This is a genomic window from Herbaspirillum sp. NPDC101396 (assembly GCF_044767365.1).
In the GTDB taxonomy this organism is placed as follows: Bacteria; Pseudomonadota; Gammaproteobacteria; order Burkholderiales; family Burkholderiaceae_D; genus Herbaspirillum.
In genome coordinates this window covers 215930-240882 of record NZ_JBIWNT010000001.1, presented here as the reverse complement: position 1 = coordinate 240882, position 24953 = coordinate 215930, and the positions used below count along the sequence as shown (strand labels likewise).

The 24953-nt window shown below is 60.2% G+C and carries 19 protein-coding genes; 5 read left to right on the top strand and 14 right to left on the bottom strand.

All coding sequences use genetic code 11. The features are described 5' to 3' along the window. Positions 1–29 precede the first annotated feature (29 nt). The 8 genes from rseP to rpsB all read right to left on the bottom strand — a co-directional run bounded on the left by rseP (position 30) and on the right by rpsB (position 7619). On the bottom strand, positions 30–1388 hold the full coding sequence (gene rseP, locus ACIROY_RS01075) for an RIP metalloprotease RseP (protein WP_402339000.1): 1359 nt from the start codon (positions 1386–1388) through the stop codon (positions 30–32). Positions 1389–1398: 10 nt separating this feature from the next. After that, positions 1399–2571, bottom strand: a complete 1173-nt coding sequence (ispC, locus tag ACIROY_RS01070; RefSeq protein WP_402338998.1) for a 1-deoxy-D-xylulose-5-phosphate reductoisomerase — start codon at positions 2569–2571, stop codon at positions 1399–1401. A 7-nt stretch (positions 2572–2578) separates the two neighbouring features. After that, positions 2579–3394: a phosphatidate cytidylyltransferase gene (locus ACIROY_RS01065; protein WP_402338996.1), complete on the bottom strand. Its 816-nt coding sequence runs from the start codon at positions 3392–3394 to the stop codon at positions 2579–2581. Further along, a complete protein-coding gene (gene uppS / locus ACIROY_RS01060; RefSeq protein WP_402271989.1) occupies positions 3394–4152 on the bottom strand; it encodes a polyprenyl diphosphate synthase in 759 nt (252 codons plus the stop codon). Before uppS ends, ACIROY_RS01065 begins: the two co-directional genes overlap by 1 nt. A 94-nt stretch (positions 4153–4246) precedes the next feature. Next, positions 4247–4807, bottom strand: a complete 561-nt coding sequence (frr, locus tag ACIROY_RS01055; protein WP_402271991.1) for a ribosome recycling factor — start codon at positions 4805–4807, stop codon at positions 4247–4249. Positions 4808–4857: 50 nt separating this feature from the next. Continuing rightward, positions 4858–5574, bottom strand: a complete 717-nt coding sequence (gene pyrH / locus ACIROY_RS01050; RefSeq protein ID WP_402271993.1) for a UMP kinase — start codon at positions 5572–5574, stop codon at positions 4858–4860. Positions 5575–5829: 255 nt separating this feature from the next. After that, a complete protein-coding gene (gene tsf, locus ACIROY_RS01045) occupies positions 5830–6714 on the bottom strand; it encodes a translation elongation factor Ts (RefSeq protein ID WP_402271996.1) in 885 nt (294 codons plus the stop codon). Between the two features lie 155 nt (positions 6715–6869). Further along, positions 6870–7619 (bottom strand): 30S ribosomal protein S2, encoded by a 750-nt coding sequence (gene rpsB / locus ACIROY_RS01040; RefSeq protein ID WP_016832597.1) that lies wholly within the window; start codon positions 7617–7619, stop codon positions 6870–6872. Positions 7620–7984: 365 nt separating this feature from the next. Here rpsB and map point away from each other — a divergent pair, with 365 nt between their 5' ends. From map to ACIROY_RS01025, 3 genes are all read left to right on the top strand, one after another. Next, the gene (gene map, locus ACIROY_RS01035) at positions 7985–8809 is read left to right on the top strand and encodes a type I methionyl aminopeptidase (protein ID WP_402272001.1); all 825 of its coding nucleotides are present in this window, start codon (positions 7985–7987) and stop codon (positions 8807–8809) included. A gap of 27 nt (positions 8810–8836) precedes the next feature. After that, positions 8837–11389, top strand: coding sequence for a [protein-PII] uridylyltransferase (locus ACIROY_RS01030; protein ID WP_402272004.1), 2553 nt, complete (start codon positions 8837–8839; stop codon positions 11387–11389). A gap of 62 nt (positions 11390–11451) precedes the next feature. Then, entirely contained in the window at positions 11452–12198 is a 747-nt protein-coding gene (locus ACIROY_RS01025; RefSeq protein ID WP_402272007.1) for a pseudouridine synthase, read from the top strand. A gap of 42 nt (positions 12199–12240) precedes the next feature. On the opposite strand, the gene ACIROY_RS01020 is transcribed toward ACIROY_RS01025, so the two are convergent. The 3 genes from ACIROY_RS01020 to ACIROY_RS01010 form a co-directional block, all read right to left on the bottom strand. Next, positions 12241–12936 (bottom strand): hypothetical protein, encoded by a 696-nt coding sequence (locus ACIROY_RS01020; RefSeq protein ID WP_402272010.1) that lies wholly within the window; start codon positions 12934–12936, stop codon positions 12241–12243. A gap of 206 nt (positions 12937–13142) precedes the next feature. Further along, the gene (locus ACIROY_RS01015) at positions 13143–13634 is read right to left on the bottom strand and encodes a DUF1854 domain-containing protein (protein ID WP_402272013.1); all 492 of its coding nucleotides are present in this window, start codon (positions 13632–13634) and stop codon (positions 13143–13145) included. Then, positions 13631–15904 (bottom strand): ABC transporter ATP-binding protein, encoded by a 2274-nt coding sequence (locus tag ACIROY_RS01010; protein ID WP_402272016.1) that lies wholly within the window; start codon positions 15902–15904, stop codon positions 13631–13633. Before ACIROY_RS01010 ends, ACIROY_RS01015 begins: the two co-directional genes overlap by 4 nt. Positions 15905–16328: 424 nt before the next feature. Here ACIROY_RS01010 and cphA (ACIROY_RS01005) point away from each other — a divergent pair, with 424 nt between their 5' ends. Both cphA (ACIROY_RS01005) and cphA (ACIROY_RS01000) read left to right on the top strand, forming a co-directional pair. After that, complete coding sequence (gene cphA, locus ACIROY_RS01005; RefSeq protein WP_402338995.1) at positions 16329–18527, top strand: cyanophycin synthetase; 2199 nt, start codon at positions 16329–16331, stop codon at positions 18525–18527. Between the two features lie 98 nt (positions 18528–18625). Beyond that, positions 18626–21196, top strand: coding sequence for a cyanophycin synthetase (cphA, locus tag ACIROY_RS01000; protein ID WP_402338993.1), 2571 nt, complete (start codon positions 18626–18628; stop codon positions 21194–21196). Positions 21197–21318: 122 nt separating this feature from the next. Here the strand turns inward: cphA (ACIROY_RS01000) and def are convergent, their stop codons facing one another. The 3 genes from def to ligA form a co-directional block, all read right to left on the bottom strand. Beyond that, on the bottom strand, positions 21319–21855 hold the full coding sequence (gene def / locus ACIROY_RS00995; protein ID WP_116432501.1) for a peptide deformylase: 537 nt from the start codon (positions 21853–21855) through the stop codon (positions 21319–21321). 25 nt (positions 21856–21880) lie between these two features. Further along, complete coding sequence (galU, locus tag ACIROY_RS00990) at positions 21881–22768, bottom strand: UTP--glucose-1-phosphate uridylyltransferase GalU (RefSeq protein ID WP_116432500.1); 888 nt, start codon at positions 22766–22768, stop codon at positions 21881–21883. Between the two features lie 90 nt (positions 22769–22858). Continuing rightward, entirely contained in the window at positions 22859–24940 is a 2082-nt protein-coding gene (ligA, locus tag ACIROY_RS00985; protein ID WP_402338991.1) for an NAD-dependent DNA ligase LigA, read from the bottom strand. Positions 24941–24953 lie beyond the last annotated feature (13 nt).

Genomic DNA, 24953 nt, shown 5'->3' with positions numbered 1-24953 from the left:
CCGGCGACCGGACGGCGTGGGACGAATCCTTAAAACATCAGACGCACAATGTCGTTGAATGCGGCCACGAGCATCAGCATCATCAGAATACCCATACCGGCGCGTTGAGCAATTTCCCCAAAGCGCTCAGAAACAGGACGGCCGGTCAAAATCTCCAGCGAATAATACAGCAAATGCCCGCCATCTAAAACCGGGATGGGCAGCAGGTTCATCACTCCCAGACTGATGCTGATGAACGCGAGGAAGCTCAGGTAACTGACCAGGCCGACTTTGGCGGTCTGGCCGGCATAATCCGCTATGGTAATCGGGCCGGTGATATTTTTCCATGAAACTTGCCCGACGATCATTTTTCCGATCATCTTGAGCGTCATGGCGCTGGTGTCCCAGGTCTTTTCCGCACCCTTGGCAATGGCCGTCCAGGGGGGATCGCTGACCACGATCATTTCGGGAGCCAGCGGCACTTCGACCTTGATGCGGCCAATGGTCTGGCCGTTGTCGGTCAGGGTATCCGGCGTCACCGCAATGTGGAACTCGCTCTGGCCACGCAGGCCATGCAGCGTCAGCGGCTTGCCCGGGGAGGCGCGCACCAGTTCGACCAAGGCCAGGCCATCTTTGATCGGCGCACCGTTCACGGCCAGGATCAGGTCGCCCTTTTGCAGGCCGGCCTGCATGGCCGGACCGTCCATGATCTTGCCCAGGATTGCCTGGGGACGCGCCAGCGACAAGCCCAGCTTGGCCAGGAAGTCACCCTCCAGATCCGCGGTGAAAACACCGTCGAGCGACAATTTGACGGTATTGATGAGCTTGCCGCCGTTGGGAGCGGCGCTTTCGACATCCAGACGCGCCGGCTTTTTTTCGAGCACATGCTGCATCAGTTGCCAGCGGACCTCTGTCCACGCATGCACCGGGTCGCCGTTGATGGCGGTAATGGTTTCGCCGCCGCGCAAGCCCGCCTGGTAAGCAGCACTCTGCTCCGCCATGGCGCGTAATTTGGGAATGGGTTCCGGAATGCCGTGCATGAACAGCCCGGCGAACAACAGGATGGCGAGGATGAAATTGGCCACCGGACCGGCCGCAACAATGGCGATGCGGCGCCAGACGGATTGCCGTGTGAATTCGCGCTGAAGATCTTCCGGCGCCATCTCGCTGACGTCCTGCTCACGCGCGTCAAGCATCTTGACGTAGCCGCCCAGCGGCAGGATGGACAGGGCCCACTCGGTCTGGTCCGGACCAAAACGTCTTGACCACAAGATACGTCCCATACCGACCGAAAAACGCAAGACCTTGACGCCGCACAGCCGCGCCACCCAGTAATGCCCAAGCTCATGGACCACCACCAGTGTGCCGAGCGCAACGACGAAAGCCAGCAATGTGTGCAACAGGTTCATGAAGGAGAAATCATAGGGTCAGGCAGGATTGCGCCACGGAACGCGCTATCTTGTCCTGCTCGATCAGCGCATCGATATCGGTGACCGGACCGTGGGGCAGCTTGTCCATGACGCGAGCGATCACTTGATCGATCATGCGGAATCCGATTTCTTGATTCAGGAATGCCTCCACGGCAACTTCGTTGGCGGCATTGAGGATCGCCGCCGAGCTGCCACCGGCGTGCAGTGCATCATACGCCAGTTTGAGACATGGAAAACGCGCCAGGTCGGGACGCTCGAAAAATAATTGACCGATCTGCGCCAGATCCAGCTGAGCCACGCCGGAGGCGATGCGTTCGGGGTAGGCCATGGCGTTGGCGATGGGTGTGCGCATGTCGGGATTGCCCAGTTGCGCCAGCACCGAGCCGTCGATGTAGGACACCATCGAATGGATCACGCTCTGGGGATGAATCATGACTTCGATCCGGTCCGCCGGCGCGCCGAACAGCCAGTGCGCTTCGATGACTTCCAGGCCCTTGTTCATCATGGTCGCGGAGTCGACCGAAATCTTGCGGCCCATGACCCACTTCGGATGCGCCACCGCCTCGTCCGGCGTGACGCTGTCGAGCGTTTCGACGGCACGCTTGAGGAAAGGTCCGCCGGATGCCGTCAACAGGATCTTGGCAATGCCGCCGTCGTCCAGCGAGCGACGGAAATCGTGCGGCAGGCATTGGAAAATCGCATTGTGCTCACTATCGATCGGCAGCAGCGTGGCCTTGTGTTCAGCCACGGCGTCGATCAGCAACTGGCCGGACATGACCAGCGCTTCCTTGTTGGCGAGAAGAATTTTTTTGCCGGCGCGTGCGGCCGCCAGCGTCGACGCCAGGCCGGCGGCGCCGACGATTGCCGCCATGACCATATCGCACTCAGTTGCACTGGCAACGTCGCAGAGCGCCTGCGAGCCGTAAGCGACTGTGGTACGCAACCCCTGCGCACGCAGTTTTTGCTGCAGTTCGCCCGCTGCTTCGGCAGTCCCGACCACGGCGACCTCAGGATGAAAACGCGCGCATTGCGCCACGAGTTCGTCAACGCGTGAATACGCAGTCAATGCATACACCCGGTAACGCTCCGGATGGCGCCCCACCACATCCAGCGTCGAAACGCCGATGGAACCGGTGGAGCCTAGAACGGAAATTGCCTGCATGAAACTCCTACAACCAGAGATCGATCAAGGCCGCCAGCGGCAGGACCGGAATCAGTGCATCAATCCGGTCCAGCACGCCGCCATGCCCAGGCAGCAGGTTGCTGCTGTCCTTGAAGCCGGCGCGACGCTTGAGTTGCGACTCAAACAGGTCGCCGACAACGCTGGCGGCCACCAGCAAGCTCATCACGACGATGAAGCCGGGCCAGCCGAAACGCTCATACAGGCGTCCGGAAAAAGTATCGCCATCGAGGTACATGACCGTCGCAGCAGCGGCAACCAGCACCGCCAGCCAGCCACCGATTGCGCCTTCCCAGGATTTGCCCGGAGAAATAGAGGGCGCCAGCTTGTGACGGCCAAAGCCTTTGCCGGCAAAGTACGCGCCGATGTCGGCAATCCACACGATCGCCATGACCGACAGCAAGTACAGCGGCGAATGTTGAAACAGGGAAACGATCGCAATGAAGCAACCCAGCAGCGCCAGCGTATAGGTAATGCTGAGCAGGCGATTGGCAGGCGTTTTCAGAGGCGGCAAGCCCAGCTTCAACGCAGGAACGAAGCGGATTACCCACAGCAGCACGCATATGGCGAACAGACTGCGCACGCTCGGCAGCCCGCTGACGAAGACGACGACGGTGTAACCGACCGTCCAGAACCCGGCCCACAGTTCGGCGCGCGAGTAGCGGAACAGTCGCAAGCTTTCCCAGGCGCCGGCAGCGAAGAACGCCACGGTGACCGCCGCAAAAGCAAAAAAGTTATTCAAGAAAAGTACGGGCAATAATATTGCCAGGAGAACCAACGCCGTGATGACACGCGTTTTCAGCATCAGGAAGCCTTTTTTTGCTCGACCAATTGCTCGCTGGTCCGACCGAAGCGCCGCTCGCGCTGGCGATACGATTCGATCGCCTTGTCCAGCTCGGCCCCATCGAAATCGGGCCAATAGGTTTCGGTGAAATACAGCTCGCTATAGGCCAGTTGCCAAAGTAGAAAATTGGAAATGCGCTCTTCGCCGCCGGTGCGGACAAACAGGTCCGGCTCGGGGGCGTAAGCCATCGCCAGATGGGGAGTCAACTGCTCTTCGGAAAAATCGGTCGCGCCGGGTTGTTCTTTGATCATCTTGCCGACGGCCTGCATGATGTCCCAGCGACCACCGTAATTGGCGCAAATGGTCAGCGTCAGGCGCTTGTTGCCGGCGGTTTGCGCTTCGGCCTTGGTCACCATGTCCTGCAGCTTGGCGTCGAAGCGACTGAGGTCGCCGACCACACGCAGGCGGATGTCGTTGGCGTGCATCTTGCTGACTTCGCGCTCCAGCGCCGTCATGAACAGGCGCATCAGCAGAGAGACTTCATCGGCCGGACGACGCCAATTTTCGGAACTGAAGGCGAACAGCGTCAGGTATTCGATGCCGCGCTGCGAACACGCCTCGACGATATCGCGCACGGCGTCCACGCCTTTGACATGCCCTGCCACGCGCGGCAGGAAGCGTTTGGTCGCCCAACGTCCATTGCCATCCATGATGATGGCGACGTGACGCGGCACCGATGAAACCTGGGGCACCGCCTGGGTTGAGCTTTTATGAGTCATACAGTGTAAAAATCCAGATGCGCGACGATGTCGATATCGGCCCGAAACCGCAGCCGATCCCTCCATCATCGCATAAACAACAGCGATAACGCGCTTACACCGTCAACACTTCTTTTTCTTTTTCGACAACTAGCTTGTCGACTTCGGCGACGAACTTGTCGGTCAGCTTCTGGATGTCTTCCTGGCCGCGGCGCTCGTCATCTTCGGAGCAAACCTTGTCCTTGACCAGCTTCTTCAAGCCTTCATTCGCATCGCGACGGATGTTGCGGATCGAGATCTTGGTGTCTTCAGCTTCACCCTTGACCAACTTGACCATTTCCTTGCGGCGTTCTTCGGTCAGCGCCGGCGTGGGCACGCGGATCAGTTCGCCCTGGGTCGCAGGATTGAGGCCGAGGTCGGCTTCACGGATGGCCTTCTCGATGACGGCCAGCATCTTCTTTTCAAACGGCTGGACGCCGATGGTGCGGGCGTCGATCAGCGTCAGGTTGGCGACTTGCGACAGCTGTGTCGGCGAACCGTAATAGTCCACCTGGACATGGTCCAGGATGCCAGTGTGGGCACGACCGGTGCGCACCTTGGCCAGATCGGCGCGCAGCGATTCGATCGACTTGCTCATTTTTTGCTCGGTACTTTTCTTGACGTCAGCGATGGTCATGCTGCTCTCCTATCTAAAACCAAATAAAACGGTGTTCGAAAACGTGAAATTTATACGTGCACCAATGTGCCTTCATCCTCGCCCATGACCACGCGCTTGAGGGCGCCCGGCTTGACGATGGAAAACACCTTGATCGGCAGTTTCTGGTCGCGGCACAGCGCGAATGCGGTGGCGTCCATGACTTGCAGGTGCTTGGAAATGGCTTCGTCGAAGGTGATGGTGCTGTAGCGTGTGGCAGCGGGATCCTTCTTCGGATCGGCGGTATAGACGCCGTCGACCTTGGTGGCCTTCAGGACGATCTGGGCGCCGATTTCCGACCCACGCAATGCCGCTGCGGTATCGGTGGTGAAGAAAGGGTTGCCGGTGCCGGCGGCGAATACCACGATCTTGCCTTCTTCGAGGTATTGCAGCGCCTTGGGGCGAACGTAGGGCTCGACCACCTGTTCGATGGCGATGGCCGACATGACGCGTGCGGTAAGGCCGGCCTGGCGCATGGCGTCGGCCAGTGCAAGCGAGTTCATGACCGTTGCCAGCATGCCCATGTAGTCGGCCGTGGCGCGGTCCATGCCCTGCGCTCCCGGTGCGACGCCGCGGAAGATGTTGCCGCCGCCGATCACGATCGCCAGTTCGACACCCAGTTGGGTTACTTCCGCCACGTCGGCGACCATGCGCTCGATGGTGGCGCGATTGATGCCGTAGGCATCGTCGCCCATGAGGGCTTCGCCGGAAAGTTTGAGGAGTACGCGCTTGTAAGCTGGTGTCGTCATGTGCTGGGCTCCGTTTGCTATCCGATTGACTTGTAATTCCGTGCGTCCTGCATTGCATCGCGCCGCCTGAGGCGTAGCCTGGGGCGGCGTTGCGGCAAGGACGCCATTGTATGCTGCCGAACTCTGCTGCCGGGATTTGGTTACATGTTGACATGCCTGGCCGGAGCCTGGCGGATCTTATCCAAAGTCCCTGAAACCGGTCGAAAGTTCCGACAGGCTTAAAAAAACGGGCCTCTCGGCCCGCTTCCTTGTTGCTTACTGCGCTTGCTTGGCGGCAGCGACCTGGGCTGCCACCTCGGCTGCGAAGTCATCCTGTTTCTTCTCGATGCCTTCACCAACCACAAACATGCTGAACGACTTGACGGAGGTATTCGCCGCCTTGAGCATTTGTTCAACGGTTTGCTTGTCGTTCTTCACGAACGACTGATTGAACAGCGACACTTCCTTCAGGTACTTCTGCACCGAACCGTCAACCATCTTGGCGACGATATCAGCCGGCTTGCCGGATTCGGCAGCCTTCAGCGAAGCGACCGAACGCTCTTTTTCGATCAGATCGGCAGGCACTTGATCCGACGACAGCGCCACCGGCTTCATCGCAGCGATGTGCATGGCGACGTCCTTGCCGACTTGTTCGTCAGCCCCGTCGAACTCGACGACCACGCCGATGCGCGTGCCGTGCAGGTAGGACACCAGCTTGCCGGTTGTTTCGAAGCGTTGGAAGCGACGGATCGACATGTTTTCGCCGATGCGACCGATCAGTTCGGTACGTGTTTCTTCCACTGTCTTGTCGCCCAGCGGCAGTGCAGCCAATGCGGCCAGATCAGCAGGATTCTTTTCTGCGATCACTTTGGCGACAGCGTTTGCCAGAGCGATGAATTCATCGTTCTTGGTGACGAAGTCTGTTTCACAGTTAATTTCCACCAGGGAGCCGATGCCGCCGGCGATGTACGTTGCGACAACGCCTTCCGAAGTGATGCGGGACGAAGCCTTGGATGCCTTGCTGCCCAGTTTCACGCGCAGGATTTCTTCAGCACGGACCATGTCGCCTTCGGCTTCGGTCAGTGCCTTCTTGCATTCCATCATCGGCGCGTCGGTCTTCGCGCGCAGTTCGCCTACCAGTGCTGCGGTAATTGCCGCCATATGTTTCTCCTAACTAAGTTGACATGCCGCCATTGGGGCGCCACATCGGGAATTCGATCAATTTACTCAAAAAAAAGGGGCGAACTGCGCTAACTCTCGCTGTTACCCCTTTTCTTGTCGCCCGTGGATAAGACTCCACGGGCGCTGCAGGCAAATTAAGCCTGTTCGTTCACTTCGACGAACTCGTCGCCACCGTTCTTGACGGCTTCGACAACTTCGTTCACCGCATTTTCACGGCCTTCCAGAATCGCGTCAGCAACACCACGAGCGTACAGAGCGATTGCCTTGGCGGAATCGTCGTTACCCGGAATGATGTAAGTCACGCCTTCTGGCGAGTGGTTGGTGTCAACCACGCCGATGACCGGGATACCCAGCTTGGCGGCTTCAGTGATGGCGCCCTTGTGGTAGCCGACGTCGATCACGAAGATGGCGTCAGGAATGCCGCCCATATCCTTGATACCGCCGATTGCCTTTTGCAGCTTTTCTTGTTCGCGGCTGAACAGCAGTGCTTCTTTCTTGCTCAGCTTTTCGTTGGAACCGTCAGCGATGGATGCTTCCATGTCCTTCAGACGCTTGATCGATGTCTTGATGGTCTTGAAGTTGGTCAGCATGCCGCCCAACCAACGTTGGTCGACGTAAGGAACGCCTGCACGTTGCGCTTCAGCGGCGATGGTGTCGCGTGCCTGACGCTTGGTGCCGACAAACAGGATGGTGCCGCGGTTGGACGACAGTTGGCGCACGTACTTCAGCGCTTCCTGATACATGCCCAGGGTCTTTTCCAGGTTGACGATATGAATCTTGTTGCGATGACCGAAGATAAACGGGGCCATCTTTGGGTTCCAGAAGCGTGTTTGGTGACCAAAGTGGACACCGGCTTCCAGCATTTCGCGCATAGTTACGGACATAAATTTCTCCAGGGTTAGGTCTGGAATCCATTCGGCCATCCGGAAAGGCAGATCAACTGCTGCCCGGACACCCTTTGCGAACGGATTCGCGATTCAAAATTAACAACAACTCACTTCTTTCATTAAAGCAATATTTGCATCCACCGACCCCAAACTGGCAATCTGCAGCGGCAAAACTCGCCTTCCAACCTGAGTGACTCAAGTTAGCCGAGCATTCTACCTCATCCGGAGAATCCATTCAAGCGCCGAAAGCATTGTTTTCATTAGCTTTTGCCCACTCCGTAACGCCAATCCGCGCCGACAGAACCGCCTGCCCTCGTCTATAATCTCTACTTAACGATTTTTAGCGAATTGCGACAAACTTTATGGGCTCCATCTCCATCAAAACCGCCGAAGATATCGAAGGTATGCGCGTGGCCGGCAAACTGGCCGCCGAAGTGCTCGATTACATTGCCCCCTTCGTCAAGGCCGGCACTACCACCGGCGAACTGGACCGCCTGTGCCACGAGTACATGACCAATGTGCAAGGCACCATCCCGGCCCCGCTGAATTACTGTCCACCGGGCTACACCCCTTATCCGAAGGCGATTTGCACCTCGCTCAACGACATCATCTGCCACGGTATCCCGGGCGACAAGGTCATGAAGAACGGCGACGTTCTGAACATCGACATCACCGTGATCAAGAACGGCTACCACGGCGACACCAGCCGCATGTTCTTCATCGGCGAGCCGTCCATCCTGGCGCGCCGCCTGACCGAAATCACTTATGAATGCATGTGGCTCGGCATTTCCAAAATCAAGCCGGGTGCGCATCTGGGCGACATCGGCCATGTGATCCAGCAGCACGCGGAAAAAGCCGGCTACAGCGTGGTGCGCGAGTTCTGCGGCCACGGCATCGGCACCGTTTTCCACGAAGAGCCGCAAGTGCTGCACTACGGCCGTCCCGGCACATTGGAAAAACTCGAAGCCGGCATGATCTTCACGGTTGAGCCGATGATCAACGCCGGACGCCGCGAAATCCGTGAAATGGGCGACGGCTGGACCATCAAGACCAAGGATCGCAGCCTGTCGGCGCAGTGGGAACACACCGTGCTGGTGACCGAAACCGGATTCGAAGTGCTGACGGTGTCGCCCGGCATGCCCGCGCCGCCGGCCTTCATCCAGCAAGCGGCCCCGGCTCTCGCCTGAACTGCCTGATCCATCGACCGGATTTCTATGCCCTCCCTTGCCGTCACCCTCAAAAAACAACTCAAAGCATCGCGCCAGGAGGCCATTGAGGCTTTCCAGGCTGACGGCAAGACCGACCATCTGCTGACGCAACTGCGCCGTAACGTCGATGCTGCGCTCACCGAAGCCTGGAACAAATGCGACCTCCCGCGCGACATCGCGCTGGTCGCGGTCGGTGGCTACGGTCGCGGCGAGCTGTTTCCGCATTCCGACGTCGATGTGCTGATCCTGCTCGACGAATCGCCCGGCAAGGCCATGCAGGAAAAGCTGGAATCTCTGGTGCAGCTGTTCTGGGACATCGGCCTCGAAATCGGCCACAGCATCCGCACCATCGACGAATGCATGAGTGAATCGGCCGCCGACATCACGGTACAGACCAGCCTGCTGGAAGCGCGCCTGGTGACCGGCAACAAGACGCTGTTCCAGTTGCTGCAGGTGAAGTGCCAGGCGGCCATGGATCCGCGCGCTTTCTTCCTCGCCAAGACCCTGGAACTGCGCCAGCGCCATGTCAAATATGAAGACACGCCCTACAGCCTGGAACCGAACTGCAAGGAAAGCCCGGGCGGCCTGCGCGATCTGCAGGTGATCCTGTGGGTGGCCAAGGCGGCCGGACTGGGTGACTCCTGGAGCAAGCTGGCCCAGCGCGGCTTGTTGACTGCGACCGAAGCGCGCCAGCTGACGCAAAAGGAACGCGCCTTCAAGGACATCCGCATCCGCCTGCACATTTACACCAACCGCCGCGAAGACCGGCTGGTGTTCGACATCCAGACGCCGATTGCCGAGAGTTTCGGCTTCAAGAGCACCGACACGCGCCGCGCCAGCGAGTACCTGATGCAGCGCTATTACTGGGCGGCCAAGGCGGTCACCCAGCTCAACACCATCCTGCTGCAGAATATCGAAGCGCAGCTGTTCCCGCAGGATGTCATCCCGCAAAAGATCAACGAGCGCTTCAACGAACTCAACGGCTTCCTCGACATCGCCCACGACAACGTCTTCGAAGACACGCCGTCGGCCATGCTGGAAGTCTTCCTGGTGCTGGCCCAGCATCAGGAACTCAAGGACATGTCAGCGCGCACCATGCGCGCGCTGTGGCATGCGCGCTTCAAGATCGACAACGCCTTCCGCGCCGATCCGGGCAACCATGCGCTGTTCATGCAGATCCTGCAAGGCAAGCGCGGCATCATGCATGCGCTGCGCCGGATGAACCAGACCAGCGTGCTGGGTCGCTACCTGCCCAACTTCCGCCGCATCGTCGGCCAGATGCAGCACGACCTGTTCCACGTCTACACCGTCGACCAGCACATCCTGATGGTGGTGCGCAACGTGCGCCGCTTCACGATGAGCGAACACGCGCACGAATATCCGTTCTGCAGCCAGCTCATGGCCAACTTCGCGCAGCCATGGATCCTGTATGTGGCGGCGCTGTTCCACGATATCGCCAAGGGCCGCGGCGGTGATCATTCCAAGCTGGGCATGGCCGATGCGCGCCAGTTCTGCGTGCAGCACGGCATCTCGGAAGCGAACACCGAACTCGTGGTGTTCCTGGTCGAACACCATCTGACCATGTCGCAAGTGGCGCAAAAGCAGGACTTGTCAGACCCCGACGTGATCCAGCAATTCGCCGATTCGGTCAAGGACGAGCGCCACCTGACGGCGCTGTACCTGCTCACCGTCGCTGATATCCGCGGCACCAGCCCGAAGGTCTGGAATGCCTGGAAAGGCAAGTTGCTGGAAGACCTGTACCGCATGACCTTGCGCGTGCTCGGCGGTGAAGCGCCGTCGGCCGACCGCGAGCTCAAGAACACCCAGCAGGAAGCGATCAAGACGCTGCGCCTGTACGGCCTGCCTGCCGACGCCCATGAAAATTTCTGGCGCCAGCTCGACGTCGCCTATTTCCTGCGCCTCGATGCCTCCGATATCGCCTGGCAGACGCGCTCGTTCTACGACAAGATGGACAGCAAGGTACCGCTGGTCAAATGCCGTCTGGCGCCGATCGGCGAAGGCGTGCAAGTCGCGGTGTATACGCCCGACCAGCCCGATCTGTTCGCGCGCATCTGCAGCTATTTCGACGAAAAGAATTTCAGCATTCTCGACGCCAAGATCCACACCACCAAGACCAATTACGCGCTCGATGCCTTCCTGATCAGCGCGCCGGTGTTCGCCAAGAATTACCGCGACATCATCAATCTGATCGAGCATGAACTGGCGCACCTGCTGCAATCCGACGGCCCGCTGCCGACGCCTGCGAAGGGACGCTTGTCGCGCCTGTCGCGCACTTTCCCGATCAATCCGTCGGTTGATCTGCGTCCGGATGAGCGTGGCCAGTACTACCTGCTATCGGTGTCGGCCAATGATCGCAACGGCCTGCTCTACACGATCTCCAACATCCTCGCCAAGTACAAGATCAACCTGCACACGGCAAAGGTGATGACGCTCGGCGAACGGGTCGAAGACGTATTCCTGGTCGATGGTGCGGCGCTCAATCATCCGCGCAACCAGATCATGCTGGAAACCGATTTGCTCAAGGCGCTGCGCATTTAGCGCGCATCGACCGCCGCTTCCTCCGCTTTTATTTAACCCGATTTTCACCTAGCTTATTCATCATGACTGAACCAGTACGCCTGTCCAAACGCATGTCCGAACTCGGCCTCTGTTCGCGCCGGGAGGCCGACGAATGGATAGAAAAAGGCTGGGTCCGTGTCGACGGCATTGTGGTCTCCGTACTGGGCAGCAAAGTGTTGCCGCACCAGCGCGTGAGCGTCGAGCGCCAGGCCGCGGCGGAACAATCCAAGCGCGTCACCATCCTGATCAATAAGCCGATGGGCTATGTCAGCGGCCAGGCCGAAGACGGCTACAAACCGGCAGTCGCGCTGGTGGAAGCCGCCACGCGCTGGAAGGAAGACCAGGTCGATACGCAATTCCATCCGACGCAACTGCGCAGCCTGGTGCCGGCCGGTCGCCTGGACATCGACTCGGTCGGTTTGCTGGTGCTGACGCAGGACGGCCGCATCGCCAAGCAGCTGATTGGCGAAGACACCAGCGTCGACAAGGAATACCTGGTGCGCGTGCAATACACCAAACCGGGCAAGCTGCCCGACAGCGACCTCAAGCGTCTCAACCACGGCCTGTCGCTGGACGGCAAGCTGCTCAAGCCGGCCAAGGTGCGCTGGCAAAATGATGATCAGCTCAGTTTCATTCTCAATGAAGGCAAGAAGCGCCAGATCCGTCGCATGTGCGAACTGGTTGGCCTGAAAGTCGTCGGCCTCAAGCGCGTGCGTATCGGCGGGGTCAAGCTGGGCGATTTACCCACGGGAGAATGGCGTTACCTGCGTCCTGACGAGCAATTCTGAGGCTGCCCGTCGACTGTCGAAGCAAACAAACCGGCAAGCCGCTCAGGATTTTCTTTGCACGCCGACCATATCTGCCAGCCGATGCAACACCCGAGCGACCAGATCGTTCAACAGCACATCGTGTTCCTGTTCATATTTGTGCAGCAAGCGCATGCAAATTGCATCCGTCCACATCCAGTCGCCGCAATTGCCGTTCACCGACAATTGCGGCCGGATATCCGCCGGCACTTCAGGAACACTGTCATACCAGTCCCACAAATAGTCACCCTTGCGCGGATTGGAATAAAGAATGCCAAACATCTTTGCGACCAGAGGGTCATGCCGGATGGTGAAATCAATCCACTCCAACCGTTCTTTGCCGTCAGGCGTCGCATGAACCGACTGAATCCAGCAATGGTAATCCTTCAGATCCGATAACTTGCGGGCATGCCGGCGCGCGCTTCTGGTCGGGAACAAGACGATGTACATGCCATTGCCACAATCAATGATCTCGCCTCCCGCGACGGCGACATGGGGATGATCCGACAATTTGCTGAGCACACGTGCGCCGACAATCGCGTAGTCGGCACAACGGCCCAGCGTACCGAGACTGAGACAGGCATTCCCGGCAGCCTCCTCCATGACGGCGTTCAATGCTTCATCGATCAAACCTCGCAAAACCGGCGCTACCGGCAATGCAATGATAGGCTGCGCCGTAGGCGGGCAAGCAGAGCGCCTCTTATCCGGTGAGTCGGTCATAGGAATAATCGGGCCTGCCAGAGCCCCAAAATGATTCCCATCCCTAGTACGTTATCCGGTGACTTGTTGCTTTGGTTATCCCACCGGATCCGCTGCCTATTCCTTTATAAAAAATAATCGAACAAGACTCTCGGCTCCATCGAAGAAACACTCAGGCAATGCCGTGGATTGCCTGAAGAAGTTTTCAACGAGTGCTGACAAAACGCTTATAAGAACCTGTCGAGAATCTTGCGACTGGTTTTATCGAACTGCCTGATGTCACGGATGAGGAATTGAATACCGTGACTGTCAGCAATTAGCAAGGAAGATTGTGACAGACGGCGGATATCTTCTTCGCCCTTGAGCGTAAAAAAGGTATTTCCTCGATTTGTTTCGACATCCCAGATGCACGGTGTGGCGAAACTGGATACACCGATGATGCGACTGATTTCCGGCATGAACTCGCGCGCGGCCAATTCCTCTTCGATCACGCTCCGCAGTTCCGGCGAAATGTCCGACCATTGATCGATCCAGGCCAGTTCATGGCCATCGGCGCTGACCAGCGCAATGCCTTCGTCAGGCGCACCGATTGGGAAAGCGCGCACTGGAATCGCGCCCTCATGCGCGACGCCTTCCGCGTCGACGAAGACCAGGCGACCAAAGCTGTTGCGATGCAGGGTGAAATTATGGGCGGCGACGCCGCTGTGCGTAGTCATCATTCGTCATCCTTCTCTTCGCTGCCCGACACCTCGGCTTCGGGATTGCGCGCCTGCGCCTGATACAGACGATAGTAAGCACCCTGCTTCGCCATCAATTCTTCGTGCGGACCGACTTCGACCACCTGGCCCCGATCAAGAACAACCAGGCGATCGGCCTTGCGCAAGGTCGACAGGCGGTGCGCAATCGCAATCGTGGTACGGCCTTGCACCAGGTTGTCGAGTGCCTTCTGGATTTCTTTTTCCGTCGTCGTATCGACCGAGGACGTCGCTTCATCGAGGATCAGGAAACGCGGATCGATCAGCAGCGCACGGGCAATCGAAATACGCTGGCGCTCGCCGCCAGACAGCGCCTGGCCGCGCTCACCGACCAGGGAATCGTAGCCTTGCGGCAGGCGCAGGATAAATTCATGCGCATGCGCGGCGCGCGCGGCCGCGATAATCTCGGCGCGCGTCGCCTCCGGCTTGCCGTAGGCGATGTTCTCGGCAATCGTGCCAAAAAACAGGAACGGCTCCTGCAGCACCAGGCCGATGTTGCGGCGATATTCGGAAATCGGCAGCGAGCGGATGTCGACGCCGTCGATGCGGATCGAGCCTTCGGATACGTCATAGAAGCGGCAGATCAGATTGACCATGGTGCTCTTGCCGGAACCGCTGTGACCGACCAGTCCGATCATCTCGCCCGGCGCGATCGACAGATCGACGCCGCGCATGACCGAACGATTGCCGTAGCGGAAACCGACGTTGCGCAGTTCGATGGCGCCCTTCACTTTTTCGATGTGCACCGGATTGGCCGGCTCTGGCACGCTCGATACGTGGTCAAGGATATCGAAGATCCGCTTGGCGCCGGCGGCGGCCTTTTGCGTGACCGACACGATGCGGCTCATCGAATCCAGGCGCGTATAGAAACGGCTGATGTAGGCCAGGAAGGCGGTCAGCACACCAACCGTGATCTGGTTGTGCGAAACCTGCCAGATGCCGAAGACCCACACCACCAGCAGGCCGATTTCGGTCAGCATGGTCACGGTCGGCGTGAACAGCGACCAGATCTTGTTGACGCGATCGTTGACCACCAGATTGTGGCGATTGGCTTCCTTGAAGCGGGCCGCTTCACGCTTTTCCTGAGCAAAAGCCTTGACCACGCGGATGCCGGGGATGGTGTCGGCCAGCACGTTGGTGACTTCCGACCAGATGCGGTCGATCTTCTCGAAGCCGTGACGCAGGCGATCACGCACCACGTGGATCATCCAGGCGATGAACGGCAGCGGCAACAAGGTCACCAGCGCCAGCCACGGATTGATCGAAATCAGAATTGCGGCCGTCATGATGATCATCAAGACGTCGATAATGAAGTCCAGCAGATGCAGCGACAGGAACACGCAGATGCGGTCGGTCTCGGAACCGATGCGCGCCATCAGGTCACCGGTGCGCTTGCCGCCGAAGTATTCCTGCGACAACCGCAGCAGATGTTCGTAAGTGGTGGTGCGCAGGTCGGCGCCGATGCGTTCGCTCACCAGCGCAAGGATGTAGGTGCGGCCCCAGCCAAGTATCCAGGCCACCATTGCGGAACCCAGCAAGCCGCTCAGGTACAGACCGGCCAGGTGAGAATCCAGCGGTGCGCCGTTCTGAAATGGAATCAGCACGTTGTCCATCAGCGGCATCGTCATGTAAGGCGGCACCAGCGTCGCGGCGGTGGAGGCCAGCGTCAGCAGGAAACCCAGCAGCAAGGAACCCTTGTACGGTTTGGCGAAGCGCGTCAGGCGGAACAGCGCCCAAGTCGACGGCGGCGCTTCCTTGGCTTCCGGGCAGATTGCGCAGGTTTCCTGGCCTTGCGGGATCGGTGCCTTGCATTGCGGGCAAACGTCCAGCTCTTCTTCTACCGCAGCCTGGCCGGACGCCTGGGCGTCACGCTGCTGGTCAAACTGGTTGATCAGGCGCAGCGCCTGCGGATTTTGCGCCAGCGTGTAGCGCCAGAAAGCCAGCCGGGATTGCCCGTCTTGCAACTCGAGGCTGCCGACGCCGGCGTGGTCATGGTGTTTCAGTGTCAGGCCGGCGCGGTATTCCCATGCGGTCCATCCCTGGCCGTCGCTGTCTTTGGCAAGCAGGCGGCGGTCGGTCGCGATGATCAGGCCGCGACTGAATTTCAGCGAGGCATCGAGATCGAGCTCGAGCCAGGTGACGATTTTTTCTTCAGGCGCCAGCTGGGCTTGCGCTTCCGCGCGCCACGGCGCGGGCAAATTGGAGGAGCTTGGGATGAGGGATTCTCTATTCATCTGAACGGCATGTTTGTCCTGTGCGGACAGTGAGGTATGGTTTTGCTGGCAACATTTTGCCGACAATCTATGCCGCGCATATTATATCGCAAGGGTTTGCCACCCCGACAACGCGCGGAGCCCCTCCTGCGATGACAAACAATGCGCCGGTTTGGCTGCGAACCCTGACGATTTCCTGATTTTTTTGCATGCAAGACTACAAACAGTCTGAGACAATATCGTTACATATTGTGTATACAGGCAACTTATGGGAAGGGGCTTGGACAAATATGGAACGAAGAACAAGAAAATCCCGCAAAAACACCCGCAGGCCGATGGTAGCGCTCGCATTTTGTTAATGTGAAGTAAACCAATCGGCGCTTAATGCGTTATTCATGCTTGGATCGACAGAACGCACAACGCTTAGCGGCACAACTGCTTACTCATGAAAAATATAGAATTTCTCCGTATCCTCCCGTTGCACGGCCCCAATATCTGGACCTATCGCCCTGCGCTGGAGGTCTGGATCGATATCGGAGAACTGGAAGACTTTCCGTCGAACATCATTCCCGGCTTCAATGAACGCCTGACCAGCTGGCTGCCTTCGCTGGTCGAACACCGCTGCAGCTATGGCGAGCGCGGCGGTTTCCTGCAGCGCCTGAAAGAAGGCACCTGGCCCGGCCACATCATGGAACACGTCACGCTCGAGCTGCAAAACCTGGCCGGCCTGCCCGGCGGTTTCGGCAAGGCGCGCGAGACCTCCACGCGCGGCGTCTACAAAGTCGTGGTCCGCGCCCGTCATGAACAAGTCACCCGCGCCGCCTTGTACGCCGGCCGCGACCTGGTCATGGCCGCCATCGAAGACAAGCCTTTCGACGTCGACGCCACCATCGAAAAGCTGCGCGACATGGTCGATTCCCTGTGCCTCGGCCCCAGCACCGCCTGCATCGTGGATGCCGCCGACGAGCGCCGCATCCCGTCGATCCGCCTCTCCGAGGGCAACCTGGTCCAGCTCGGCCACGGCTGCAAGCAGCGCCGCATCTGGACCGCAGAAACCGACCAGACCAGCGCCATCGCCGAAAGCATCTCGCGCGACAAGGACCTGACCAAGACATTGCTGCAATCCTGCGGCGTCGCCATTCCCGAAGGCCGCATCGTCGACAGCCCGGCCGATGCCTGGGAAGCCGCCGAAGACATCGGCCTGCCGGTTGTCGTCAAGCCGTCCGACGCCAACCACGGTCGCGGCGTCTTCATCGACCTGAACACACGAGCTGAAGTCGAGACCGCTTATAAAGCTGCGCTCGAAGAAGGCAGCAGCGTGTTGGTCGAACGCTTCATCCGCGGCAACGAACATCGCCTGCTGATCGTCGGCGGCAAACTGGCCGCCGCCGCCCGCGGCGAACCGATCTTCGTCATCGGCGACGGCGTCTCGACCATTTCGCAACTGATCGATGTGGTCAACATGGATCCGCGCCGCGGTGATCTGGAAGAACACCCGCTGAACCCGGTCATTCTCGACCGCGAGCCGGCAGCCCGTCTTGAGCTGGAACGTCAGGGCCTGACTGCGGACTCCGTACCGCCAAACGGCAAAAAGGTCTTGTTGCTCCGTAATGGCAACGTTGCCATCGACGTCACCGACCAGGTTCACCCCAGCGTCGCTGCGACGGCGGCACTGGCGGCGCGCGTGGTCGGACTCGACATCGCCGGCGTCGACCTGGTGGCCGAAGACATTTCGCGTCCGCTCGACGAGCAGCGTGCCGCCATCGTTGAAGTCAATGCCGGCCCCGGCCTGCTGATGCACCTGAAACCGTCCGAAGGCACACCGCGTCCGGTCGGCCAGGCCATCGTCGAACACCTGTTCAAGCCGGAAGACACCGGCCGCATCCCCATCGTCGGCATCACCGGCACCCACGGCAAGACCACCATCGCCCGCCTGGTCGCACGTATCATCGACCTTAGCGGCAAGCATGTCGGCCTGGCTTGCGGCGACGGGCTTTACCTCGGCCAGCGCCTGGTCGAAAAAGGCAATCGCGCCAACTGGGGCGCCGCGCATCGCGTGTTGCTCAACCGCGCCGTCGAAGCCGCCGTGTTTGAAAACGGCAGCGTCTCGATTCTCTCCGAAGGCCTTGCCTACGACCGTTGCCAGGTCGGCGTGGTCACCAACATCGATCCGGCCGACAGCCTGCCCGAGTACTACATCGACAATGCCGAGCAACTGGCCACCAAGGTCAAGCGCACCCAGGTCGACGTCGTGCTGCCGGACGGCGTCGCCGTCCTGAACGCAGAAGATCCGCTGGTCGCCGACATGGCCGGCCTGTGCGACGGCGAAGTGATTTTCTTCGCGGTCGACAGCGAAGCGCCGGTCATGACCGAACATCTGAAGCAAGGCAAGCGCGGCGTCTTCGTACGCAACGGCGACGTCATCCAGGCCACAGGCGACAAGGAAGTCCGCGTCAGCACCGTGACCGCGATCCCGATTACCGGCGGCGGCGCGGTTGGCTTCCAGATCGAGAACGTGTTGGCCGCAGTCGCCGCAACCTGGGCGCTGGGCATCACGGCCGACCTGATCCGCGCGGGCATCGAATTGTTCGGTACCGAGCAGGCGGAAGAGCAAGGCAAGAAGCGCAAGGCGCAGTCGGCCTGAAGCACAGCTTTTCAAAGCAGACCGTTTCACAGCAGCCCAAAGCAAGGCCGGACTCCGGTCAAGAAACTTAAAACAGACACATTCAGGAAGACTTGTTGATGGACGTTTCACGTATTCGCGTACTGCGCGGCCCTAACCTCTGGAGCAGGCACACTGCGATCGAAGCCATCGTCTCGTGCCCCGAAGTCGAGCGCGCCATCGAAGGCATGCCCGGCTTTGAAGTGCGCTTACGCGCGCGCTTCCCGCACATCGGTTTCCTGCAACCGGCCGGTGAAGTCAAGGCCGTTTCCATGGCGCATGCGCTGCAAGCCGCCGCACTGGGCCTGCAGTCGCAGGCAGGTTGCCCGGTGACCTTCAGCCGCACCGTTCCGACCGTTGAAGCCGGCGTGTATCAGGTCATCGTCGAGTACAGTGAAGAAGCCGTCGGCCGCCTCGCCTTCGAGCTGGCCCAGGAGCTGTGCAACGCCGCCCTCGACGACAAGCCGTTCGACTTGGCCGATGCCCTGGCGCGCCTGCGTGAACTGGACGAAGACGTGCGTCTCGGCCCCAGCACCGGCTCCATCGTTGCCGCTGCGGTCAAACGCGGGATTCCTTTCCGTCGCCTGACCGACGGCAGCATGGTGCAATTCGGCTGGGGCAGCCGCCAGAAACGCATCCAGGCCGCCGAGACCAGCAACACCAGCGCCATCGCCGAATCGATCGCGCAGGACAAGGAACTGACCAAGATGCTGCTCAACGCCGCCGGCGTACCGGTGCCGAACGGGCGCGTGGTGGAAACCGTCGAGGACGCCTGGGCCGCAGCACAGGAAATCGCCGCGCCGGTCGTCATCAAGCCGCGTGACGGCAATCAGGGCAAAGGCGTCGCCGTCAACATCAGCAGCCACGAGCAAATCGTCGCAGCCTTCAACGCCGCCGTCAAAATCAGCGATGAAATCATCGTCGAACGCTACCTGCCCGGCCACGATTACCGTCTGCTGGTAATCGGCAAGACCCTGGTCGCCGCCGCCCGCCGTGATCCGCCGCAAGTCATCGGCGACGGCGTACACACCATCCGCCAGTTGGTCGACACGGTCAACAGCGATCCGCTGCGCGGCGACGGCCACGCCACGTCGCTGACCAAGATCCGTTTCGACGACATCGCATTGGCGACGCTGTCCAAGCAAAATTACGACGCCGAATCGATCCCGCCGCAAGGGGCGCGCATCGTCCTGCGCAACAACGCCAACCTGTCCACCGGCGGCACCGCCACCGACGTGACCGACGACGTCCATCCCGAACTGGCTGCGCGCGCAGTCGCGGCCGCACAAATGGTGGGCCTCGACATCTGCGGCGTCGACATCGTCTGCAACAGCGTGCACGCGCCGCTGGAAGAACAGGAAGGCGGCATCGTCGAAGTCAACGCCGCTCCCGGCCTGCGCATGCACCTTACCCCTTCTTACGGCAAGGGCCGCGCAGTCGGCGACGCCATCATCTCGACCATGTTCGCCGATGGCGACGACGCGCGCATCCCGCTCGTCGCGGTGGCCGGCACCAACGGCAAGACCACCACCGTGCGCCTGATCACGCACCTGCTCGCGCAAAAGGGATTGCGCGTCGGCATGACCAACACCGATGGCGTCTACATCGACAATCAACGCACCGACACCGGCGACTGCAGCGGTCCGCGCAGCGCGCGCAATGTGCTGTTTCATCCCGACGTCGACGCTGCCGTACTGGAAACCGCGCGTGGCGGCGTGCTGCGCGAAGGCCTCGGCTTCGACCGCTGCAACGTTGCCGTCGTGACCAACATCGGCATGGGCGACCATCTTGGCCTCAGCTACATCAGCACAGTCGAAGACCTGGCCGTGGTCAAGCGCGTGATCGTTGAAAATGTCGCGCCGACCGGCTACGCGGTGCTCAACGCCGCCGACACCATGGTGTCGAGCATGGCGCCATCCTGCCCCGGCGCCGTGATCTTCTTCGCCCTCGACCCGACCCATCCGATCATGGCGACGCATCGTGCCCAAGGCCATCGCGTGGTCTACCGCGACGGCGACGACATCGTCGCAGCGCAAGGCGACCAGGAAATCCGCCTGCCGCTCAAGGACATTCCGCTGACCCGCAATGGCGGCATCGGCTTCCAGGTGGAAAACACCATGGCCTCGGTCGGCGCGGTATGGGCCCTGAGCCTTGACTGGAACATCGTACGCGCAGGTTTGCGCACTTTCATCAGCGATGTTGGCACCGCGCCGGGACGCTTCAACCTGTTCGACTATCGCGGCGCCACCGTGATCGCCGACTACGGCCACAATCCGGACGCCATCAACGCACTGGTCAAGGCGGTGGAAAGCATGCCAGCCAAACGTCGCTCGGTCGTCATCAGCGGTGCCGGCGATCGCCGCGACATCGACATCCGCCAGCAAACCGAAATCCTCGGCGATGCCTTCGACGAAGTCGTGCTGTACCAGGATCAATGCCAGCGCGGACGCGCCGACGGCGAAGTGCTGGCGCTGCTGCGTCAGGGCCTGGCCAATGCGCGCCGCACCACCGTCACCAAGGAAGTCTTCGGTGAATTCCTCGCCATCGATACCGCGCTGGCCACGCTCAAGGAAGGCGACCTGTGCCTGATCCTGATCGACCAGATCGAAGAAGCGCTGGCGCATATCGGCAAGCGCGTCGCGGAAGGCTGAATCGCGCCTCGCAGCTTGCAGTAGTAACCGGCAATAAAAAATCGCGTATGAAGTCAGACTTCATACGCGATTTTTTTATGAGATGAAGACATTGCAGTCTTCATCGGTCCGGCTTGATCGACTTAATCGTCGTCGTTCGGGTCCAGTTCAGGAAACAGGATTTCGGTGAAACCGAAACGCGTGAAATCCTTGATCCGCATCGGATACAGCACACCGATCAGGTGATCGCATTCATGCTGCACCACGCGCGCATGGAAACCATCGACGGTGCGATCAATGCGATTGCCCTTCTCGTCAACGCCTTCGTAGCGCAAACGACTCCAGCGCGGCACTACGCCACGCAGACCCGGCACCGACAAACATCCTTCCCAACCTTCATCCTGCTCGTCGCCCAGCGGCGTCAGGGTCGGATTGATCAGCACTGTTTCCGGCACTTCGGGCGCGTCGGGATAGCGCTGGTTCTTCTTGAAACCGAAAATCACCAGCTGCAGGTTGACGCCGATTTGCGGCGCCGCCAGGCCTGCACCGTTGACCGCGCGCATCGTCTCGAACATGTCGGCGATCAACACGTCCATTTCCGGCGTGCCGAATTGCTGCACCGGTTCGGCCTGCCGCAGCAGGCGCGGATCGCCCATTTTCAGAATGTCACGTATAGCCATGTTGGTCCCCTTGCCCTGCCTTGCTTCAGGAGTTGATGTCGAGCTGCTTCAGGTATTCGGTGAACGCCGCACCGGTCTCCGGATGCTTCATGCCCATCGCTACCGTGGCCTTGAGATAACCGAGCTTGGAACCGCAATCATAGCGCTGGCCTTCGTAGCGATACGCCAGCACAGTCTGCGCATGCATCAGTGCGGCGATACCGTCGGTCAATTGAATCTCGCCGCCGGCGCCCTTGCCGATGGTTTCGAGGTACTCGAAAATACGATTGTTGAGCACGTAGCGGCCGACCACCGCCAGCGTCGACGGCGCGACATCCGGTGCCGGCTTTTCGACGATGCCGTTGACGCGCTCCAGATTGGCCTGGTAGGCAGTAGCGCTGACAATGCCATATTGCTTGGTGTCGCTGCGCGGTACGTCCTGCACGGCCAACAGACTCAGGCCTTCGCGCTCGTAGACTTCAGTCATCTGCGCCATGACCGGCTTCTGGCCCGGACCGACGTCCATGAAATCGTCCGCCAGCAGCACGGCGAAAGGCTCGTCGCCGACTACCGGACGTGCGCACAGCACCGCATGTCCCAGGCCCAATGGCGCGGATTGACGAATGAAAATGCAGGTGACGTTCTTGGGAATCACGTTCTGGACGATGTCCAGCAATTGCTGCTTGCCGGCGGCTTCCAGTTCGGCTTCGAGTTCGTAGGCCTTGTCGAAATGATCTTCGATGGCGCGCTTGTTGCGGCCGGTGATGAACACCATTTCGGTAATGCCTGCGGCGACCGCTTCTTCCACCGCGTAGTGGATCAGCGGCTTGTCGACGATGGGCAACATTTCCTTCGGCTGCGCCTTGGTGGCCGGCAGGAAGCGGCTGCCCAAACCGGCGACAGGGAATACGGCTTTCTTGATTCTCTTGCTCATTGCAACTCCCGATAACATATTGAGTGGATTCACGTGGCGCCGGACGCATGAGCCATGATGCATGGCGTCATTATGGTCCAGTATCGCCGATTATTCTGCGGATGGCGCTTCCGGGCTGTCTTCAGGGCCGGTTTTGATCAGCAACTGCAGGGCGTCCTCGTCGAGGATGGCGATACCCAGCTCTTCGGCCTTGGTCAATTTGCTGCCGGCATCGGCGCCGGCCACTACATAGCCGGTCTTCTTCGATACCGAACCGCTGACCTTGCCGCCGGCCGCTTCGATCATCTGTGCCGCCTCGTCACGCGTCAGCGTCGGCAAGGTGCCGGTCAGCACGAACGTCTTGCCGGCCAGCGTCTTGGCCTGGATCTCGATGCCCGCGCCTTCACTCCAATGGATGCCGGCTGCGCGTAACTGATTCACCAGCTCGACGTTCAGGCCATCGGAGAAAAAGCTGACGATGGAGCGCGCCACTACCGGGCCGACATCGGCGACTTCCAGCAGTTGTTCTTCATTTGCCGCCAGTACCGCATCCATATTACCGAAGTGGCGCGCCAGTTCCTTGGCGGTCGCTTCACCGACGTGACGGATGCCGAGGCTATAGATGAAACGCGCCAGCGTGGTCGACTTGGATTTCTCCAATGCATCGAGCACATTCTGGGCCGACTTCTCTGCCATGCGGTCAAGCTCGGCCAGCGAGGTCAGGCCAAGGCGGTACAAATCCGCTGCAGTGGTGATGACATTTTTGTCGACCAGTTGTTCGATCAACTGATCGCCCAGGCCTTCGACATCCATGGCGCGGCGCGAGGCGAAATGCTGCAGGCCGCCCTTGCGCTGCGCCGAGCATTTGACCCAGCCGCCCGAGCAGCGCGCGATCGCTTCATCCTCAAGACGGATGATCGCGGAGCCGCATACCGGACACGTCTTCGGCATCTCGAAAGGCCTGGCATCGGCCGGACGCGACTCAGGCACATAGCCGACCACCTCCGGAATCACGTCGCCGGCGCGGCGCACGATCACGGTGTCGCCGATCTGGATATCCTTGCGGCGTACCTCGTCTTCGTTGTGCAGCGTCGCGTTGGTGACGGTCACGCCGCCGACGAACACCGGCGCCAGTCGCGCCACCGGCGTGATGGCGCCGGTGCGCCCCACCTGTACTTCGATGCCTTGCACCACGGTCAGCGCTTCTTGCGCCGGAAATTTATGCGCCAGCGCAAAACGCGGCGCGCGCGACACGAAACCAAGCTTCTGCTGCTGGTCGAGACGGTCCACCTTGTAGACCACGCCGTCGATCTCATACGGCAGTTCGGCGCGCTTGGCGCCGATGCCGTGGTAGAACTTCAGCAAACCTTCAGCGCCCCGCACCACTTCGCGTTCCTTGCAGACCGGCAGGCCCAGTTCTGAATACCAGTCGAGCAAGGCGGAATGCGATGCCGGCATGGGGACGCCTTCCAGCACGCCGATGCCATAGGCAAAAAATCGCAGGGTGCGCTGCGCCGTGATCTTCGAGTCGAGCTGGCGCAAGCTGCCTGCCGCGGCGTTGCGCGGATTGGCGAACTCCTTCTGGCCGGCGTCGCGCTGGCGTTGGTTGAGCCGGGCAAAATCGTCTTTGTACATCAGCACTTCGCCGCGTACTTCCAGTACCTGCGGCGCCTTGTCGCCATGCAGGCGCAACGGAATCGCGCGCACGGTGCGGATGTTGGCCGTGACATTTTCACCGGTGGTGCCGTCGCCGCGCGTGGCGGCGCCAACCAGCACACCGTCTTCATAACGCAGGCTGATGGCGAGACCATCGAACTTCAGTTCGGTGGCGTAATCGATGTCGGCCTCGGAAGACAAGCCGTCCTTGACGCGTTTGTCGAAGGCGATGATGTCTTCGTCGTCGAAGCCATTGCCCAGTGACAGCATCGGGACCGCGTGACGCACCTGCTCGAATTGCGGCAGCGGCGCGCCGCCGACGCGCTGGGTGGGCGAGTCGCTGGTGGCCAGTTCGGGATGTTCTGCTTCCAGCGCCTGAAGCTCGTGGAACAGCTTGTCGTATTCGGCGTCGGGAATACTGGGATTGTCGAGGACGTAGTAGGCGTGGTTGTGACGGTCCAACGCCGCCTTGAGCCAGGCCGCCCGCGCGCGCCAGTCGCCTGGCGCTGCGGGTGCTGAATGTGAATCTGGGTGCATGGTAGGAGCGCTC